Raw genomic sequence first — 18,706 nt, forward strand, 5'->3', positions numbered from 1 at the left:
TGCACCCTCACCGCTACTTCTGGAGCACCGACAGGTCCTCGTCCGTCCGCGGCACCGACACCATCCCCCGGTCGTCGGGCAGTGTCTGGATCGTGAAGCCCGGTACGCCCTCCTCGGTCGCCGACAGGGTGCGGGACGCGTACACCGGGCCGCCCGACTGGGGTTCGACGGTGAGGGCGTAGGTGCCCTTCAGGCCGCTGGGGACCGGGAGTTCGACGTCCTCGGTGGTGCCGGTCTTGATGGTGTACGTCTTCGAGACCGGGGTGCCGCCGCCGCTGCCGGCGGACGCGGTGACCTTGACCGTCGCGGTGCGGGTGGGTGCGACCAGGGAGAGCGTGGAGCCCTTGCCGCTGTTGTCGGCGGACGTCGCGCGCTTGCCGACCGGGCTGGTGGCGGGGATGAAGGCCGTCTCCTGCTTGCTGCCCTTGCCCCGGACGACCTTCAGCGCGGCGACGACCGGCACGGACTCGTCGGTCGGCGTCAGGACCAGGGAACCCGGGTCGCCGCGCGTGACGTCGCCCAGGTCGACGGCGGTGGTCATGCCCGCCTTCACGTGCACGGTCTCGTGTCCGGCCGGCGTGATCATCCCCGTGGGCGAGGAGAGCCGCACCTTCAGGTCGGCGTCCGAGTCGCCCGGCGTGAAGGCGATCAGGCGCACCGAGGTGGCGTCCTTGGGGATGCCCGGCATGACCAGGCTGCCGGCCGGGTCGGTGGACGCGGCCAGCCAGTCGCCGCCGAGCTTGGCGTCGAGGGCCTGCACGGAGGCGCCGACCCGGCCGCTGCGCACGGTCACGTGCACGGTCAGGTCGGTCTCCTTGTCGTCGGTGAGCGTGGACAGCAGGATCGGCTCACTGGCGTGCGGCTCGACGGTGATGCCCTCGCCCACGGTCGACTTGAGGTCGCCGTCCTTGCCGTAGAGCTCGATGTCGACGACGGCGGCGGAGTCGTCCGGGTTGGTGAGGTGCACGTAGTCGGTGCGGTCGGCGGAGGTGCTGGCGCCCGGGAACCAGAACTCGGTGTCCGGAGCGGTGCAGTTGACGCCCTGGAGGCCGCGTCCGGTGCCCGCGGCGACCTCGGTGGTCTCCTGGACGGTCCAGCCCGGCGCGTACTTGCCCTCGGCGGTGCCGAGCAGGGCGGGTCCGTCGGCGCCGGAGCTGTCTCCGGTGGCCGGGGTGCCGGGGTCCTTGGGTTCCAGGACGGGCTTGGCGGGCTTCTTCTTGCTGCTCGTGCCGTCGCCCGACTCCTCGCCGGCGGACTGGAGTTCGGCCTTGCCGCTGCTGTCCGTGCCCGTCGTGACGGGCGTGAAGGACGTGTACGAGGTGTCGGCGAGGTCCGAGGTGCTGGGTGCCGGGCAGAGCAGGCTGGTGCGCTCCACGGGCAGCTCCGCGGCCGCCTTGGCGGTACCGGTGCCGGACGCGGCCGGTGCGTTCATCTCCGCGAACCCGGTGACGGCGGCGAGCGCGGCCACACCGACGAGGAAGGACAGGGTGGTGCGGTTCACTGCTGGCTCCCGTCGGGGCGCTCATTGCCGTGCGGTTGCTGCTGGGCCGGGTCGTACGTCGGGTCGTAGGCGGGGTCGTAGTTCGGGTCATAGCCCTGGTTCTGCGTCTGGTTCTGCGCCTGGTTCTGGTCGTAGCCCTGGTCGTACGTCGGGTCGTAGGCCGGTGCCGGGGGCTGGCCTCCGTAGGCGTACGGGTCGTACTGCTGGCCGTTCTGATAGGGGTCCGCCTGGTACGACTGGTCGTAAGTGCCCGGCGGGTACTGCTGGTCGGCCTGGTACTGGTCGCCGCCGTAGGTGCCGTACTCGGCGCCCGCGTAGCTCGCGCTGTCCCACTCTCCGTAGGACTGCTGCTGCGGGATCGCGGCGACTGCCTCCTCCTCCGGAGGAGGTGGGGTGTTCGAGGCGAAGGCGTCGAACCGACCGGTGTCCGCGGACTCGTCGGTCTCGGCGGGCTCGGTGGCGGACTCGGCCTCCGCCTGGGCGCGCAGGCGGCGGGCCCTGCGGCCCTCGCCCGCGACCGCCTGGGCCGGGATCAGCTCTTCCTCGGGGAGGTCGTCGTCGACGTCTCGGCGGCGGCCCGGGAGGGCGAGCACGACGAGGACGAGGGCGAGCGCGCCCTGCGTCCACAGCCACGCGGTGTGCCCGATCGGGTCGTCGTAGGTGACGTCCAACTTGCCGCCGGAGGACGGGAGTTGGAAGCCCTGGGCCCAGCCGTCGACCGTGGTGCGGGTGAGCGGTTTGCCGTCCAGGGTGGCCGTCCAGCCCGCGGCGGCGGAGTCGGCGAGGCGCAGCACGCGGCCGGTGGCGCCGGACGGGATCGTGGTGTGGATGTCGACGGGACCGGCGGCGACGGACTTCGGGGCCGCGGTACCGGCGACGATGGTCGCGCGGGAGACCTGCGCGTCCACCCGCCACAGGGCGCTGCCGTCGGCCTGGCTGAGGCGGCTGAGGCCGGGGGTGGCGTCCAGGACGCGGCTGACCTCGCGGGGCGCGCCCTTGTGGACGAGGACGTAGCGCACTGCGAAGCCGCCGAGTTCGTCGGCCTGGTCGGCGCCGGAGCCGGCGACGAGGTTGGCGACGACCTTGTCGAGCTTGGTGTTCTCGCCGTCCGTCGCGGCGAACTCGCCGTCGCCCATGCGGGCTCCGGACCCGCGCACCAGCATGTAGCCGACGTGGGCGGCGGAGTCGCTGTCGAGGACGAGGGTGCGGGCCTGGTCCTGGGTGCCGCTCTCCTCGGCGACGAACGCGGGGACCTGGGTCGGGTCACGGCGCTCCAGAGGGCCGTCGGCGCCGCGGATCATCCAGCCGGCGGCGACGAGCAGCGGGCCCGCGGCCGAGGCGAAGGCGATCAGCACGGCCACCGGCTGGCGCCAGCCGAAGCTCTGCTCGGCCACACGCGCGCGTGCCCCGTCGGCGCCGAGCGCGGCGGCGGCGAGGAGGGCGAGGCCGTAGACGAGGGTCGCGGGGCCGGCCCAGGTGGAGCTGTTGGACAGGGCGGCGAAGACGAGGCCGACCAGGGCGACGCCCCAGGCGGTCCAGATGCCGAAGTTGCGCTCGCTGCGCAGCAGGGCGGCCAGCGCCGCCAGCACGATGCCGATGAGCATCAGGCCGCTGACGGTGCCGGGGCCGCCCGGGCTGGCGCCGAGCAGATCGAGGGCGGACGCGGACCCGGAGCCGAACTCCAGACCGGCCTGCTGGAAGAAGCCGAACGGGAGCAGCGTCAGCGACCAGGGCGCCAGGATCAGCAGCGGGGTGCCGAACTGGGCCAGGAAGCGCAGGCCGTAGGCGGTGATGTCGCCCCTGCGGACGGCCAGCAGGGCGATGCCGAGGATCAGCGCGATGGGCCAGATGATCGGCGTGAAGGCGGTGGTGACCGTCAGGAGCAGGGCGTAGGCCCAGGTGGCGCGCCAGCTTCCGCGGGCGCCCGAGGAGTGCGTGAGGCCGCTGGCGGCGATGCCAGCGCGGGCGATCAGCGGGAGCAGCACGGCGAGTACGGCGGTGCCGATGCGGCCGCCCGCGAGGGCGCCGGTGGAGGCGGGCAGGAAGGCGTAGACGACGGCCGCCCACGCGCGCAGGAGGCGCGATTCGACGAGCGGTCGGGAGGCGAAGTAGGCGGTGAAGCCGGCCAGCGGCACCGAGGCGACCAGCAGGACCGTGACCGCGAAGCCGGTGGAGCCGAAGAGCAGCGAGGAGAGCATCGCGACGAGCGCGAGGTACGGCGGCGCGGACGGGGTGCCGCCGACGCCGACCGGGTGCCAGGAGTCCAGGAAGCGGGACCACAGCTCGCTGGAGTCGCCGGGCGCGGGCAGCATCGCGCCGCCGGTGAGCGCGCCGCCGCCGAGCAGGCCGCGGCAGGCGACCAGGGAGACGAGCAGCAGCACCAGGAACAGCACCGGGCCGGGCTTGCGGGCGATGCGCTTCACGCGCGCGAACTGCTCGATCTCCAGGAAGTCGGCGTCGTCGCCACCGGGTCCGGACTCGACCGCTCCGCCGTGCCGGCCGGCCCCGGAGGTGATCTCGGGGTCGGAGGTGTCGACGAAGCTGGCGGCTGCCTGCTCGAAGGTGGCCCGCAAGGTCGCGCCGGGCGGCGGAAAGAGCGGCCGCAGCTCAGCCTTGTCGATCTGCGGGGTGCCCCGCCTGCGCCGCCCGGCGATGATCCGCTCGGGGCGCAGCAAGGTCCCCAGGAGACCGCGAATTTCATCGAGGGCCTGTCCGGGGACCTTGCCGACGAGATAGGCGAGGGTCCGCAGCACGGTGCCGACGACGACCCTGACGAAGACCCAGGGCAGCACGGCCGTACGGCTGTTGACGAGCAGGGTGTAGACGGCGCCGGCCTTGTCGACCTTGTGCGGGGAGGCGACGGTGCGGCCCGCGCAGTCGACCGCGCGGCGCTCGCGGGAGGCCGCCTCGGCGTGCCGTACGACCGCCTCGGGGGCGACCAGGACGCGATGGCCGGCGGCGGTGGCGCGCCAGCACAGGTCGACGTCGTCGCGCATCAGGGGCAGTCGACGGTCGAAGCCGCCGAGTTCGTCGAAGACGTCGCGCCGGACGAGCATGCCGGCGGTGGAGACGGACAGCACGGGCCGTACGTGGTCGTGCTGGCCCTGGTCCTGTTCGCGGCGGTCGAGGCCGGTCCAGCGGCGGCCGGAGTGGGCGATGGTGACGCCGACCTCCAGGAGCTGCCGGCGGTCGTACCAGCCGCGCAGCTTGGGGCCTACGACGGCCACGTCCTCGCGGCCCAGTTCGTACTCCTGGTCCACGACCCGCAGCAGTTGCGCCAGGGCGTCCGGCTCCGGGGCGGAGTCGTCGTGCAGCAGCCACAGCCACTGGACGGGCTCGCCGTGCGGGAGTTCCGGCATGTCGTAGGCGTCGTCGCGCCACGTGCGCGTGACGGGGTCCCAGCCGCTGGGGCGCTTCAGGTACGGCAGTTCGTCCGGGGTCAGCAGGGGCGCGGTGCGGTTGGCCTCCTCGACGGCCTGGCCGAAGCCGGTGCGCCGGGCGAGGTGGAGCACGCGGTCGGCGCCGAGGGCGTCGGTGACGAGCTGGGCGGAGTCGTCCGCGCTGCCGGTGTCGGCGGCCATGACGCTCTGCACGGGGCGCTCCTGGCCGAGCAGCCCGGCGAGCGCGTCGGGCAGCCAGCGGGCGCCGTCGTGGGAGACGAGCACCGCGGTCACCACGTGACGCGGGAACTCAGGAGTGGCAGCGTCGTGTTGGGCTGCCGTGTGGCTGTGCACGGACATCGAGGTACGGGCCCCGGTTCGGTGGACTGCGGTGGACGCCCGCGTCCCGAGGGGACAGCGGTACGTCTCGGACGAGCGCCCACACTATCGGCTGGGCATGACGACGGCCCGCCGCCTGTGGACAACCCAGTCGCGACGGGCCGTTCAGTACGTCCCGAGGTGTGCCGTCCGGTCCGGACGTCCGGTTCAGACGGCGGCCTTCTTCAGCCGGCGGCGTTCCCGTTCGGACAGGCCGCCCCAGATGCCGAAGCGTTCGTCGTTGGCAAGGGCGTATTCGAGGCACTCGGAGCGGACCTCGCAGGCGAGGCAGACCTTCTTGGCCTCGCGGGTGGAGCCGCCCTTCTCGGGAAAGAAGGACTCGGGGTCGGTCTGGGCGCACAGCGCGCGCTCCTGCCAGCCGAGTTCCTCGTCCGCGTCGTCGACCAGCAGTTGCTGCACCAGCTCGGTCATGTGCGCCCCTCGTCTGTCTTTCGCGTCCCCGTGATGTGGCCGTTACCGATGTCGGCTGAACGACACGAGTGAAATTACAAGTGTGCTGCTCCGGGCGAGTCAAGCTGAGATCTGCTATTGGGCCCCTTATTCACTCTGCGGAACCAAGGCCTAGCGGAAAGTGTTCAAATCGGCATAAACCTTGACAGGCAGAGGAGACCCTCGTGGGCCTCCTACCCCGGGACGGAGCCTGTACGGGGGAGGACGCGCAGGAGTTCGATCTCGTTCCACCGGGGTTTGTGTGCCCGGTTGTGCGCCATGTGTCCCGGTAGGCTCCTGAACAAACCTTTCACCTCCGAGATGAACCGGATGAGGTGAAACATGTCCCACATGGCGAGCGTCGAGTTGACAGTGCGGGTGTGAACCGCTGTCCTTGTGGGCATGCTCGCGAACTCGGCACTCACCTCGACCCGCTCCGCCGGGTCCCTCGGTGCTGCCCACGCTCGCTGTAGCTGTTGTTGCTGTTCCGGCTGTTGAGCCCTACGCGCTCCGGCCCCACCAGCCTGTCTGTTTGGTGACACCCAGCCCCCGCCGTTACTTCTTACGCCGAGGAACCACCGCACCCCCATGAACAGCGACAGCGACCTTCAGATCGCCGGCGACATCCTCGAAGTCCCGCACCTCCTCCGGACCCCGCGCGAACACCCGGCCACCGTCGCCGAGTTCGTCGGCCTGGCACGTTCCGTCGCCGCCGACCGCGCCCAGTGGGAACACCTCGTCGAGTACGACGCGACGACCCGCTGGTACCACCGGCTGCGCACCGGCCCCGGCTACGAGGTGTGGCTGCTGTCCTGGGTGCCCGGACAGGGCAGCGGACTCCACGACCACGGCCGCTCCTCCGGTGTGCTGACCGTCCTGGACGGCACGCTGACCGAGCGCACCGAGCAGGGCACACGCGCGCTGGGGGCGGGCGCGCAGCGGGTGTTCGCGCCGGGGTACGTCCACGAGGTCGTCAACGACACCCTCGAACCGGCCATAAGCCTGCACGTCTACTTCCCCGGCCTCACCGAGATGCCGATGCACACCGCGTGCGCACGGCGCACCGGGGCGGAACCGGTGGATGCCGTGACTGCCTGACGCGTTGTCGTACCCGCCTGCAAGACTTGGCCCCATGCGCATTGTGGTTCTGGCAGGCGGTATCGGTGGTGCCCGGTTCCTGCGCGGTCTCAAGCAGGCCGTGCCGGACGCGGACATCACGGTGATCGGCAACACGGGGGACGACATCCACCTCTTCGGGCTGAAGGTCTGCCCGGACCTCGACACGGTGATGTACACGCTCGGCGGCGGCATCAACGAGGAGCAGGGCTGGGGTCGGGCCGACGAGACCTTCCATCTCAAGGAGGAGCTCGGGGCGTACGGGGTCGGGCCGGAGTGGTTCGGGCTCGGCGACCGGGACTTCGCCACGCACATCGTGCGGACCCAGATGATCGGTGCCGGCTTCCCGCTGAGCGCGGTGACCGAGGCGCTGTGCGACCGGTGGCAGCCCGGGGTGCGGCTCATCCCCATGACGGACGACCGCGTCGAGACCCATGTCGCCGTCGAGGTCGACGGCGAACGCAAGGTGATCCACTTCCAGGAGTACTGGGTACGGCTGCGCGCGGCGGTCGCCGCCGAGGCGGTCGTGCCGGTCGGGGCCGAGCAGGCCAAGCCCGCGCCCGGCGTCCTGGAGGCGATCGCGGAGGCGGACGTCATCCTCTTCCCGCCGTCCAACCCGGTCGTCTCCGTCGGCACCATCCTCGCCGTGCCCGGCATCCGCGAGGCGATCGCGGACGCCGGGGTGCCGGTGGTCGGCCTCTCCCCCATCGTCGGGGACGCGCCCGTGCGCGGGATGGCCGACAAGGTGCTCGCGGCGGTGGGCGTGGAGTCCACGGCCACGGCGGTGGCCGAGCACTACGGCTCGGGGCTGCTCGACGGCTGGCTCGTCGACACCGTGGACGCGGCCGCCGTAGCGGACGTCGAGGCGGCCGGCATCCGCTGCCGGGCCGTACCGCTGATGATGACCGACACCGAGGCGACCGCGCGGATGGCGCGGGAGGCGCTGGCGCTGGCGGAGGAGGTGCGGGCGGCATGAGCGAAGTGCCATCGGCGGAGGGTTACCGGGTCTGGGCCGTGCCCGGGATGCCGGAGGTCGCGGCGGGCGACGACCTCGCCAAGCTGATCGCCGCGGCCGAGCCCGGGCTCGTCGACGGGGACGTGCTGCTCGTCACCTCGAAGATCGTGTCCAAGGCGGAGGGGCGGATCGTCGAGGCGGCCGACCGGGAGGCCGCGATCGACGCCGAGACCGTGCGGGTCGTGGCGCGGCGCGGTGCCCTGCGGATCGTGGAGAACCGGCAGGGGCTGATCATGGCCGCCGCCGGGGTCGATGCCTCCAACACCCCTGCCGGGACAGTGCTGTTGCTGCCCGAGGACCCGGACGCGTCCGCGCGGGCGATCCGCGACGGGCTGCGGGACGCGCTCGGCGTCACCATCGGAGTCGTCGTCACCGACACCTTCGGGCGGCCCTGGCGCACGGGGCTCACGGACGTCGCGATCGGCGCCGCCGGGGTGCACGTGCTGGACGATCTGCGCGGGGGCACGGACGCGTACGGCAACCCGCTCAGCGCGACGGTCGTGGCCACGGCCGACGAACTGGCCGCCGCCGGTGACCTGGTCAAGGGCAAGGCCGCCGGGCTGCCGGTCGCCGTGGTGCGCGGGCTGCCGCATGTCGTGGCCGAGGACGACGGGCCCGGGGCGCGGGCCATGGTGCGCGGCGGACGCGACGACATGTTCCGGCTCGGGACGTCGGAGGCGGTACGGGAGGCGGTGACCCAGCGCCGTACGGTACGGGCCTTCACCGACGAGCCGGTCGACCCCGGTGCCGTACGACGGGCCGTGGCCGCCGCGGTGACCGCGCCGGCGCCGCATCACACGACGCCGTGGCGGTTCGTGCTGCTGGAGTCCACGGCCTCGCGGACCGCGCTGCTGGACGCGATGCGGGACGCGTGGATCGCGGATCTGCGGCGGGACGGGAAGAGCGAGGAGTCCATCGCGAAGCGGGTGCGGCGCGGGGACGTGCTGCGCGCGGCGCCGTATCTCGTCGTGCCGTGCCTCGTCATGGACGGGTCGCACACCTACGGGGACGCCCGGCGGGACGGTGCCGAGCGGGAGATGTTCGTGGTGGCCGCGGGGGCCGGTGTGCAGAACTTCCTGGTGGCGCTGGCCGGGGAGCGGCTGGGGTCGGCCTGGGTGTCGTCGACGATGTTCTGCCGGGATGTCGTGCGGGAGGTGCTGGGGCTGCCGGAGGGCTGGGACCCGATGGGGGCGGTGGCTGTGGGGCATGCGGCGGAGGAGCCGCGGGCGCGGGGGGATCGAGATGCCGGGGCGTTCATCGAGGTTCGGTGACCTTTCCTCGGCTGCGCCTACCCTCGTAGGACTTCTCCGGCTTCCCTAGGACCTCATTCGTGTCAGGACGTTTCGCTCCGCGACCCACTCGTACGACTGTGCGGGGCGGGCATGTCGTGGTGCCCGGGGGTGTGCCTCGGCAGGTCGCGGAGGCCGGGCGGGTGCGGACCTGGGTGCCGGACGGGGCGCTTGATCTCGGGCTGGTGCTCGGGCCGTTGCGGCGGGGGCCCGGGGATCCCACGTTCCGGACGGACGCGGACGGGTCCGTGTGGCGGGCCAGTCTCACGCCGGTGGGGCCGGGGACGCTACGGGTGTCCGCTCGCGGGGCTGAGGTGCGGGGGGAGGCGTGGGGGCCCGGGGGCCAGTGGTTGTTGGAGCGGTTGCCGGAGCTGCTCGGCGCCGCGGACGATCCTGCCGCGTTCGTGCCTCGGCATCGGCTGGTGGCGGTTGCTCAACACCGTCGGCCCGGGCTGCGGTTGACGCGTACCGGGCTGGTGCTGGAATCGTTGATTCCGTCCGTGCTGGAGCAGAAGGTGACGACCGACGAGGCGTATCGGGCCTGGCGGTTGCTGGTACGGAAGTTCGGGTCGCCGGCGCCGGGGCCTGTCGGCGGGCGGATGTTCGTGATGCCGGCGCCGCGTGCGTGGGCGTTGATTCCGTCCTGGGAGTGGCACCGGGCCGGGGTCGACGACAAGCGGGCCTCGACGATTCTGCGTGCCGTACGGGTCGCCGCTCGGCTGGAGCAGGCGGTGTCCATGTCGGCGGAGGATGCGCGGGCCCGGCTGGAGGTGGTGCCGGGAGTGGGGGTGTGGACGTCCGCGGAGACCGTGCAGCGGAGTCATGGGGCCGCGGATGCGGTGACCGTGGGGGATCTGCATCTGCCGGGGATCGTGGGGTGGGCGTTGGCCGGGGACCGGGATGCGGACGACGCGGTGATGCTGTCGTTGCTGGAGCCGTATGCGGGACAGCGGCATCGGGCGGCTCGGTTGATTCTGCTGAGCGGGAGGACTCCTGCGCGGCGGGCGCCGAAGATGCCTCGCGGGGACATCGGGAAGTTGTGAGGTTGCCGGGGGCGGGGGCGCGCCCCCGGGGGCTCCGCCCCCAGACCCCCGAACCCGCTGGCCCCGCCGGGAAGCCGCCCCCTCACTGATCCGAAGAGAACCGCACCGCCCCCGCCGGAATCCGCGCGTCGCACCACACCCGCATACCGTCCCGGAGTTCGTTGTCGGCGCCGATGATCGCGCCGTCGCCGATGACCGTGCCGGTGAGGACGGAGCGTTCGCCGACTCTCGCTCGGGTGCCGATGAGGGAGTCGGTGATGACGGCGCCGGGTTCGATGACGGCGCCGGGGAGGATCGTCGAGCCGAAGACGCGCGCGCCCTCCGCGACGAGCGCGCCCTCGCCCACCACCGTGCCGCCGGTCAGTTTGGCGTCGGGGGCGACGCGGGCGGTGGGGAGGACCAGGCGGTCGCCGCAGCGGCCGGGGATCGCGGGGGACGGGGCGCGGCCCAGGACCAGGTCCGCCGAGCCGCGGACGAAGGCCGCCGGGGTGCCGAGGTCCAGCCAGTAGGTGGAGTCGACCAGGCCCTGGAGGTGCGCGCCCGCGGCCAGGAGGCCGGGGAAGGTCTCGCGTTCCACCGACACCGGGCGGCCCGACGGGATCGTGTCGATGACCGAGCGGCGGAAGACGTACGCCCCCGCGTTGATCTGGTCGGTGACGATCTCCTCGGGGGTCTGGGGCTTCTCCAGGAAGGCCAGGACGCGGCCTGTGTCGTCGGTGGGGACGAGGCCGTAGGCGCGTGGGTCCGTCACCTTCGTGAGGTGGAGGGAGACGTCCGCGCCCGTCGTCTCGTGGGTGTCCACCAGTGCCCTGATGTTCAGGCCCGTCAGGATGTCGCCGTTGAAGATCAGGACCGGGTCCTCGGGGCCCGAGTGCAGCCGCGAGGCCACGTTGCGGATCGCGCCGCCCGTGCCGAGGGGCTCGTCCTCCGTGACGTACTCGATGTGGAGGCCGAGGGACGAGCCGTCGCCGAAGTACGGTTCGAACACGTCCGCCAGATAGGAAGTGGCCAGGACGATGTGGTCCACGCCCGCCGCTCTCGCTCTCGCCAACTGATGCGTGAGGAACGGCACCCCCGCCGCCCTGACCATCGGCTTCGGGGTGTGCACCGTGAGGGGGCGCAGCCGGGTGCCCTTGCCGCCGACCAGGAGGATCGCTTCTGTCACCTGTCGTCTCTGCTTCCTGCCGGGACCGGCCGAACTGTGCTTTTCGGCCGGCCAGTGTATGCAGACCGTGCACGTGTCCCGCGGATCCTCCCCGGCTCCCCTGTCAGCGGCCCTGGTACCGGGCCGACGTGGAGCGGGCCGAGCCGAGTTTGCCGTAGAGCTGCCGTCCTGGGCAGTCCGTGGCGAATCCGTCCCGATGTCCGGAGATCACGTTGAGTCGTACGTTCTTTCCTTTTCGGTAGAGATTGCCACCCCCGGACTTCAGGTATGTCTTGCCGCGCGGATTGACCCCGTAGAGTCCGAGCTTCCATGCGGTGAGCCGGGCGATGGCCGTCACTGCCGCCGAGGACGGTTTGGCGCTGCCGAAGGTTCCGAGGACCGCGATCCCCATGCTGTTCGTGTTGAAACCGAGGGTGTGGGCGCCCAGGACCGCCTTGGCCACTCCCCCGGCGCGGCCCTCGTAGATGGTTCCGCACTTGTCGACGAGGAAGTTGTAGCCGATGTCGCGCCAGCCACTGCTCCTGACGTGGTAGCGGTAGATACCGCGAATGACTGAAGGCGCTTGCGAGCAGCGGTAGTTGTTGCCGGTGGCGGTGTGGTGCACGAAGGCCGCCTTGACCTTCTTCGTGTACACGAAGCCCTTCTCCCGCAGCTTCTCGTCGGCGCCCCAGCCGCGCCGGGTGACGATACGCGGGCGCGGGCCGATGTACGGCTGCGCCTTGAAGCGCAGGGCGACCAGTTCGCGTTCCGTGGCCCGCTTGCTCAGTGCCGGGACCTCGGTGGCGCCGAGCGGGACCAGGTCGCTGTTGGCCGCGGACGCTTCGGTCGTCTCCGCGGTGAGCGGTGCGGCGGCGCGGTCGGTGGCCGCCCGGGCGCCCGCGGGCGGGGGGTCCGCGCCCGGGTCGACGAGTTCGAGGTGCAGGCCTGCTGGCAGCGCCGCCTCATTCCCTACGGCCCGTGTCGCTCCCGCGTCCGCTCGTACGCGTACGTCCACTCCGTCCGAGTCGCCCACCCACAGCGGGGCCGTGGAGCCGTGGACGTGGCCCGAGTCGCGCTCGGCGGTGCCGGGGTCGGCGCCGTGGTCCTCGTTGTGGGTGTCGACGTCCTGCCAGCCGGACCACTCGCCGGTACCGGTGGCACGGGTGCGGACCTGGACCCGGCCGCGGAGTTCGGTGTCCGGGTCGTCCCAGATGACGCCGACGAGGGAGAAGCGGTGGACGTCGTCGCGGGTGAGGCCCTGTTCGGGGGCCGCGCCCAGGGTGCGGTCGCGGGTCCGGGGGGCGAGGGGCAGCGACTGGGTGCTGCCGGGGAGGTCCGGTGCGACGGTCGTCGACGCGGATCTCGCGCCGTTCGCCGGCTGTGCCACTGGGGCCGCCGGTGCCGCCGGTGCCGCGACCGCGGGCAGGGTGAGCGGGAGGGCCAGTGCGGCCGCGCACGTGACGCCGATCGAGGAAGCAAGGAATCCACGCATGCCCCTGACTCTGGACATAGTCATACATATCTGTCCATCCGGGAATTGACGGACCGTCGGCTGCCGTTCCTCCGAACCGGTGGTCCGGCGCCCGGTGCGGAGGCGGGCCGCGCCGGGAGCCCGCGTACCCTTGCGCGGGTGAACGCCACCGATCGCACCCCTGCCGACCTGCTGACTTCCGCGCTCGCCGCGGATCCCGGCCGCCCCCTGGTGACCTTCTACGACGACGCCACGGGGGAACGTGTCGAATTGTCCGTGGCCACCTTCGCCAATTGGGTGGCCAAGACGGCGAACCTGCTCCAGGGGGACCTCGGCGCGGGGCCCGGTGACCGGGTCGCGCTGCTGCTTCCCGCGCACTGGCAGACGGCGGTGTGGTTGCTGGCGTGCTCGTCCGTGGGGGTCGTCGCCGACGTGGGAGGCGAGGCGGCTTCGGCGGACCTGGTCGTGAGTGGACCCGAGTCGCTGGAGGCGGCGCGCGCCTGTGGCGGGGAGCGGGTCGCCCTTGCCCTGCGGCCGCTCGGGGGGCGGTTTCCGCAGACTCCGGCCGGGTTCGTCGACTACGCGGTGGAGGTGCCGAGCCAGGGGGACCGGTTCGCGGCGTTCTCGCCGGTCGGTCCCCAGGAGCCGGCGCTGATCGTGGGCGGGATGGAACTGACGGGGGCACAGGTCGTCGAGCGGGCCCGGGCCGACGCGGACGCGGAGGCCCGGGTGCTGTCCGGGTTGTCGTACGACACGTGGGACGGGCTGAGCGCGGGGTTGTACGGGCCGCTCGCCACCGGGGGCTCCGTCGTCCTGTGCCGGAACCTGTCAGAGCTGAGCGAGGAGTCACTGGCCAAGCGGGTCGAGAGTGAGCGGGTGAGCGTTACGCGCCGCTGAGGAAGGGGGTGGTGACGGGCGTTTGGCGAGTGCGGGCACGCTGGGGCCGGCCGCGCCCACGCGGCGGAGCCGCACATCGATACAGCCCCGCCCCTGGGGCATCGCAGTCACCCGAGTGGAGTAGCACCAGCCGCCTCCCCACCCCATCCACGCCATGGTCGTAGAAGTAGTGGAACCCGGCCATGAGGGGTGGACCGCACGTGTTCGACGACACCGCAGGAGGCGTTCTCGGGCCGGGTGCGGGGGCCTCCGCGTCCGGGCCGGGGCTCATACGTCGGCGGCGTCGGCGGTGGGTGCGGTGGGCCGGGGTCGGGGTCGCAGTCGTCGTCGCGGCGGCGGCCGGGGGTGCGTGGGCCGTGTACGCGAAGCTCGACTCGAACATCACGCCGGACAACGCCGCCGCCGCGGAACTGGCCCGCTACGACAAGGAGCGGCCGACCTCGCTGGTGAAGGGGGCGCAGAACATTCTGCTGATCGGGTCCGACTCCCGGTCGGGGGACGGGAACGCGGAGTACGGGCGGGACTCGGGGACCGAGCGGTCGGACACCACGATCCTGCTGCACCTGGCGGCCGACCGGCGCAGCGCGACCGCCGTCTCGTTGCCGAGGGACCTGATGGTGGATGTGCCGGGGTGTCTGCGGCCGGACGGGACGCGGAGCGAGCCGATGTTCGCGATGTTCAACTACGCGTTCCAGGTGGGCGGTTCGGGGTGCACGATCCGAACGGTCGAGAAACTGACGGACGTTCGGATCGACCATCACATGGTGGTGGACTTCCACGGGTTCAAGGACATGGTGGATGCCGTCGACGGGGTGCAGGTGTGCCTCAAGGAGCCGATCCGCGACAAGGCGGCCAAGTTGAGGCTGCCGGCGGGGCGGGTGACCCTCGACGGGGAGCAGGCGCTCGGGTACGTGCGGGCGCGGAAGTCGCTCGGGAACGGCAGTGACACCGATCGGATGGACCGTCAGCAGCGGTTCCTGGGCGCCCTCGTCAACAAGGTGCGGAGCGATGACGTGCTGTTCAATCCGGCGAAGTTGTATCCGGTGTTGGACGCGGCCACCTCGTCGCTGACCACCGATCCGGATCTCGCGAATCTGCGCGGCCTGTACGAACTGGTGCGCGGCTTGCGGAACATCCCCACCGAACATGTGCAATTCCTCACCGTTCCACGGGAGTCGTACCTCTACAACGCGAATCGCGACCAACTCGTGGAGCCCGAGGCCGAAAAGCTGTTCGCCCGGCTGCGGGAGGACGCGCCGGTCGCGGTGACGCGGGAAGTTCCACAGGATTACGGCACAAACACCCGTAATACGACGTCTGGTTCGGGGGCCACGCCCGCACCGACGTTTCGGGGGAACACCGCCGACGAGGACACCTGCGGGTAAAGCGCGCACCAAGTCGACGAACTTTTGTTCCGAAAAATAGGACGGATTGACCGGTTGTAGGGACGTGCAATTTGTCACCGCCGTCACTTGACGCTCAACTGGACGGATAGTGTGAGCGACCCGGTGTGCTTGCGCACCGGATGAACGAGACCCGAGCGCCTGGAGGGGGAAGGCGCCGCGTGGCCCCGACGGAGGATTCGGTAAACCGTGGACGCGCAAGGCCGTGGGCGGGCGGACAACATCGACCCCGCAGACCAGTGGGTACTCAATCCGAACACTGGTGAATACGAACTGCGACTGACTCCTTCCACACCGCAGTCAGCGGTGCCGGGGCCCCGTAGAGCCACCGCGCGCAACCGCAGTGTGGCGCCGGGGCGGGAGACGGCGCCCCGGATCCCGGAGCCGGAGGTTCCGGGGCCGCGCAGACGGCGGGGCGCGCCCGAGGAGCCGCCGGCGCGGCGCGGGCGCCGGCCGGTGAAGAAGAAGGCCAAGGGCAAGAAGGTCCTGATGTGGACCGGCGGCGGTCTGGCCTTCGTGCTGGTCGCCGTGGCCGGAGGCGGCTACCTCTACATCAAGCACCTCAACGACAACATCACGGCCGTCTCCGACGACGGCGCGAGCACCGGTGGCTTCAGCAAGGGCAAGGCCATCAACCTGCTGGTGATCGGCACCGACAAGCGCACCGGCTCGGGCAACGAGGGCTACGGCGACGCCGGCAGCGTCGGCCACGCGGACACCACGATCCTGCTGCACGTGTCCAAGGACCGCTCGAACGCGACCGCGCTCAGCATCCCCCGTGACCTGATCACCGACGTCCCGGACTGCCAGACGGCCCAGTCGGACGGCACGTCCAAGATCATTCCGGGCACGACGGGCGTCCGCTTCAACACCAGCCTCGGCCAGGACGGCCGTACGGCCAGCTGCACCGTGCGGACGGTCACCGAGCTGACCGGGATCCAGGCCGACGACTTCATGGTGGCCGACTTCAACGCCGTGAAGACGCTGACCGACGCGGTCGGCGGGGTCGAGGTGTGTCTGGCCAAGGACATCGACGACTCGGACTCGCATCTGAAGCTGTCCAAGGGCACGCACAACCTCTCGGGCGAGCAGGCGCTGGCCTTCGTGCGGACCCGGCACTCGGTGGGCTTCGGCGGTGACCTGAGCCGGATCACGCTCCAGCAGCAGTTCCTCAGCGCGCTGATGCGGAAGCTGAAGTCCAACTCCACGCTCACCAACCCCTCGAAGATGCTGAAGCTGGCGGAGGCCGGCACCAAGGCGCTGACCGTCGACGACAACCTCGACTCCATCGGCAAGCTGAAGGACCTCGGTCTGGAGCTGGGCAAGCTCAACCCGAAGAACCTGACCTTCACCACCGTGCCGGTCGTCGACAACCCGGCGGAGAAGACCCCGGTGACCGTCGTCCTCAACAACACGACCGCCCCACAGGTCTTCTCGTTGATCAAGAGCGACACCTCCTTCACCGCGGTCAAGCAGAAGGCCGCCAAGGAGAAGGCCGCCGTGGCCGCCCGGCTCAAGGGCACCAAGTCCGCCGCCTCCGCGGTGCGGGTCCGGATCCTCAACGGAGGGGCCGACGCCGGCAGCGCACAGGAAACTCTTACGTGGCTGCAGAATGATGAGGGCGTGCTCAAGTCCGAGAACGCGGGCAACGCTCCGGCGGCGCTCGCGAAGACGACCCTTGAGTACGCACCCGACCAGGCGGACCAGGCTCGTAGGCTCGCCGCCATCATGGGCCTCTCGGGGTCCGCGTTGAAGCCGGGCAAGAGTGTGCTGAACTCCCAGGGTCTGCCGGCGATGACGCTGACCCTGGGCAAGGACTTCAAGGGAGCCGGCGTCCCGCTCACCTCGACCGCGGGATCGACGCCGGCAGGGGTGCAGAAGTCCACCGCGGACAAGGTTGAGTGCGCCAAGTAGGTGACCACACGGGTCCGTTCCGCGTCTAACAGGGCGCGGGGCGGACCCGTGCGTCAGCAGGGCGCGGTGTGGGAGGGGTGGGGACTTGACTCAGAGCGTGCGTGGGGAGGTGCCGGCGGTTGAGGACACGATGTCTCTCACGCCGGCCGACGGGAAGAGACCGCCGGGCGATGCCGGGGGCGGTCGCAAGGGCCGTAGACGCCGGGCGTTGCGCTGGTCGGCGATCGTCCTCGCGGTGGTCATAACCGGGACGGCCGGCGCCGGATACCTGTACTACGAGCACCTCAACCACAACATCAAGAAGGACCCCCTGAACATCGGGGACGAGAAGGACAGGGCGGCCGAGTCCAAGGCCAACGCGGCCGGGCAGAAGCCGTTGAACATCCTGCTGATCGGTTCGGACGCGCGGGACTCCGCGGAGAACCAGGAGCTCGGCGGCGCGAAGGACACCTTCAACACCGCGCCCCGAGCCGACGTACAGATGCTGCTGCACGTCTCGGCGGACCGCACCAACATGTCGGTGGTGAGCATGCCGCGCGACACCCTGACGGACATCCCCAAGTGCACGGACCCGGACACCGGCAAGACGTACGCGGCCCAGACCGACGTCATCACGAACGACTCGCTGGGCCGCGGCGGCCCCGGCTGCACGGTGGCGACCTGGGAGAAGCTGACCGACATCCACATCGACCACTTCATGATGGTCGACTTCGCGGGTGTGGTGTCGATGGCGGACGCGATCGGCGGGGTGCCGGTCTGTGTGGACGCCAACATCTACTCGCACACCTCCTCCGGCAAGGGCTCCGGCCTGAAGCTGAAGAAGGGCACGACGGCCGTGAAGGGCAAGCAGGCCCTCCAGTGGCTGCGCACGCGCTACGGCTTCGAGGACGACACGGACATCGCCCGGACCAAGGCGCAGCACCAGTACATGAACTCGATGGTCCGCCAGCTGCGCGAGAACGCCACGCTGAGCAATCCGGCGAAGCTGCGCAGCCTCGCCGAGACGGCCACCAAGGCGCTCACGGTCGACAACGGTCTCGGGACCGTGGCCAAGCTCTACGACCTGAGCAAGGAACTGAAGAAGGTTCCGACCAGCCGCATCACCATGACGACGATGCCCTGGGAGTACTCGACGAGCAGCAGCGGCCGGGTGGTGCCCAAACCGGCCGACGCGGCGAAGCTGTTCCGGCTGGTCCGCGAGGACATCGCGCTGGACGGCAAGGACAAGAAGAAGACGACCGCCACCTCCACGGCGACGGCGTCCACCGATCCGGCCGCCGCCGACGACAAGATCGCCGTCCAGGTGGAGAACGGCACCCGCACCGACACCACGAGCGCGGTACGGGGACGGGCTACCGCGGTGGCCCAACTCCTCGTCGGCAAGGGCTTCAAGGAGGCGGTGGCGGACTCGTCGACGACCCCCAGCCAGGCCACGACGGTCGTCCGCTATCCGAGCGCCGACCTGGAGGGCGACGCCCAGCGGGTCGCCAAGGCCCTCGGTATCCCGACGAGCGCGGTGAAGAAGTCGACGAGCGTCTCGGGGGTCACCCTGGTCGTCGGCGCGGACTGGAGCACGGGCACGAAGTACAAGGCACCGGCCGAGGACGACACGACCCCGACGTCGGCCGACGCCCTCAACGGCTCGGACACCACGGCCTGCATGCACGTCGACCCGAACTACGTCTGGTCGTAGTCCGGGTCGTGG

13 protein-coding genes are annotated in these 18,706 nt (G+C 71.2%); 8 read left to right on the top strand and 5 right to left on the bottom strand.

Going from position 1 to position 18,706, the window contains the following annotated elements:
* Nucleotides 1–13: 13 nt before the first annotated feature.
* The 3 genes from AB0M63_RS13700 to AB0M63_RS13710 form a co-directional block, all read right to left on the bottom strand.
* Nucleotides 14–1,501, bottom strand: a complete 1,488-nt coding sequence (locus AB0M63_RS13700) for a DUF5719 family protein (RefSeq protein ID WP_366019503.1) — start codon at nt 1,499–1,501, stop codon at nt 14–16.
* Nucleotides 1,498–5,241 carry a glycosyltransferase gene (locus AB0M63_RS13705; RefSeq protein ID WP_366019504.1) on the bottom strand — a complete coding sequence of 1,248 codons (3,744 nt, stop codon included), beginning with the start codon at nt 5,239–5,241 and terminating at the stop codon, nt 1,498–1,500. The genes AB0M63_RS13700 and AB0M63_RS13705 overlap by 4 nt, the downstream gene beginning before the upstream one ends.
* A gap of 186 nt (nt 5,242–5,427) precedes the next feature.
* The gene (locus tag AB0M63_RS13710) at nt 5,428–5,691 is read right to left on the bottom strand and encodes a WhiB family transcriptional regulator (protein WP_003975777.1); all 264 of its coding nucleotides are present in this window, start codon (nt 5,689–5,691) and stop codon (nt 5,428–5,430) included.
* Nucleotides 5,692–6,297: 606 nt separating this feature from the next.
* Here AB0M63_RS13710 and AB0M63_RS13715 point away from each other — a divergent pair.
* The 4 genes from AB0M63_RS13715 to AB0M63_RS13730 are packed head-to-tail and all read left to right on the top strand — an operon-like array spanning nt 6,298 to nt 10,172.
* Nucleotides 6,298–6,807, top strand: a complete 510-nt coding sequence (locus tag AB0M63_RS13715; RefSeq protein WP_366019505.1) for a cysteine dioxygenase family protein — start codon at nt 6,298–6,300, stop codon at nt 6,805–6,807.
* A gap of 34 nt (nt 6,808–6,841) precedes the next feature.
* Entirely contained in the window at nt 6,842–7,801 is a 960-nt protein-coding gene (cofD, locus tag AB0M63_RS13720) for a 2-phospho-L-lactate transferase (RefSeq protein WP_356052068.1), read from the top strand.
* On the top strand, nt 7,798–9,111 hold the full coding sequence (locus AB0M63_RS13725) for a coenzyme F420-0:L-glutamate ligase (RefSeq protein ID WP_366019507.1): 1,314 nt from the start codon (nt 7,798–7,800) through the stop codon (nt 9,109–9,111). Before cofD ends, AB0M63_RS13725 begins: the two co-directional genes overlap by 4 nt.
* Nucleotides 9,112–9,170: 59 nt before the next feature.
* Nucleotides 9,171–10,172, top strand: a complete 1,002-nt coding sequence (locus AB0M63_RS13730; protein ID WP_366019508.1) for a DNA-3-methyladenine glycosylase 2 family protein — start codon at nt 9,171–9,173, stop codon at nt 10,170–10,172.
* Nucleotides 10,173–10,254: 82 nt separating this feature from the next.
* Here AB0M63_RS13730 and AB0M63_RS13735 read toward each other — a convergent pair whose 3' ends face one another.
* Entirely contained in the window at nt 10,255–11,337 is a 1,083-nt protein-coding gene (locus AB0M63_RS13735) for an NDP-sugar synthase (protein WP_355908656.1), read from the bottom strand.
* A gap of 103 nt (nt 11,338–11,440) precedes the next feature.
* Nucleotides 11,441–12,808 carry an N-acetylmuramoyl-L-alanine amidase gene (locus tag AB0M63_RS13740; protein WP_366019509.1) on the bottom strand — a complete coding sequence of 456 codons (1,368 nt, stop codon included), beginning with the start codon at nt 12,806–12,808 and terminating at the stop codon, nt 11,441–11,443.
* A 138-nt stretch (nt 12,809–12,946) separates the two neighbouring features.
* Here AB0M63_RS13740 and AB0M63_RS13745 point away from each other — a divergent pair, with 138 nt between their 5' ends.
* The 4 genes from AB0M63_RS13745 (at nt 12,947) to AB0M63_RS13760 (ending at nt 18,694) form a co-directional block, all read left to right on the top strand.
* Nucleotides 12,947–13,684 carry a TIGR03089 family protein gene (locus tag AB0M63_RS13745; RefSeq protein ID WP_366019510.1) on the top strand — a complete coding sequence of 246 codons (738 nt, stop codon included), beginning with the start codon at nt 12,947–12,949 and terminating at the stop codon, nt 13,682–13,684.
* Between the two features lie 182 nt (nt 13,685–13,866).
* Complete coding sequence (locus AB0M63_RS13750; RefSeq protein ID WP_366019511.1) at nt 13,867–15,069, top strand: LCP family protein; 1,203 nt, start codon at nt 13,867–13,869, stop codon at nt 15,067–15,069.
* A gap of 207 nt (nt 15,070–15,276) precedes the next feature.
* On the top strand, nt 15,277–17,001 hold the full coding sequence (locus AB0M63_RS13755) for an LCP family protein (RefSeq protein WP_355908644.1): 1,725 nt from the start codon (nt 15,277–15,279) through the stop codon (nt 16,999–17,001).
* Nucleotides 17,002–17,131: 130 nt separating this feature from the next.
* Nucleotides 17,132–18,694 (top strand): LCP family protein, encoded by a 1,563-nt coding sequence (locus tag AB0M63_RS13760; RefSeq protein WP_355908641.1) that lies wholly within the window; start codon nt 17,132–17,134, stop codon nt 18,692–18,694.
* Nucleotides 18,695–18,706 lie beyond the last annotated feature (12 nt).

It is taken from the genome of Streptomyces sp. NPDC051576 (assembly GCF_040681835.1).
Lineage (GTDB): Bacteria > Actinomycetota > Actinomycetes > Streptomycetales > Streptomycetaceae > Streptomyces.

Bases quoted from the DNA above. Each gene is read 5' to 3' on its own strand.
- AB0M63_RS13705 (WP_366019504.1), bottom strand. From the start codon at position 5,241: ATGTCCGTGCACAGCCACACGGCAGCCCAACACGACGCTGCCACTCCT.
- AB0M63_RS13710 (WP_003975777.1), bottom strand. From the start codon at position 5,691: ATGACCGAGCTGGTGCAGCAACTGCTGGTCGACGACGCGGACGAGGAA.
- AB0M63_RS13715 (WP_366019505.1), top strand. From the start codon at position 6,298: ATGAACAGCGACAGCGACCTTCAGATCGCCGGCGACATCCTCGAAGTC.
- cofD (WP_356052068.1), top strand. From the start codon at position 6,842: ATGCGCATTGTGGTTCTGGCAGGCGGTATCGGTGGTGCCCGGTTCCTG.
- AB0M63_RS13725 (WP_366019507.1), top strand. From the start codon at position 7,798: ATGAGCGAAGTGCCATCGGCGGAGGGTTACCGGGTCTGGGCCGTGCCC.
- AB0M63_RS13740 (WP_366019509.1), bottom strand. From the start codon at position 12,808: ATGCGTGGATTCCTTGCTTCCTCGATCGGCGTCACGTGCGCGGCCGCA.
- AB0M63_RS13750 (WP_366019511.1), top strand. From the start codon at position 13,867: ATGAGGGGTGGACCGCACGTGTTCGACGACACCGCAGGAGGCGTTCTC.
- AB0M63_RS13760 (WP_355908641.1), top strand. From the start codon at position 17,132: ATGTCTCTCACGCCGGCCGACGGGAAGAGACCGCCGGGCGATGCCGGG.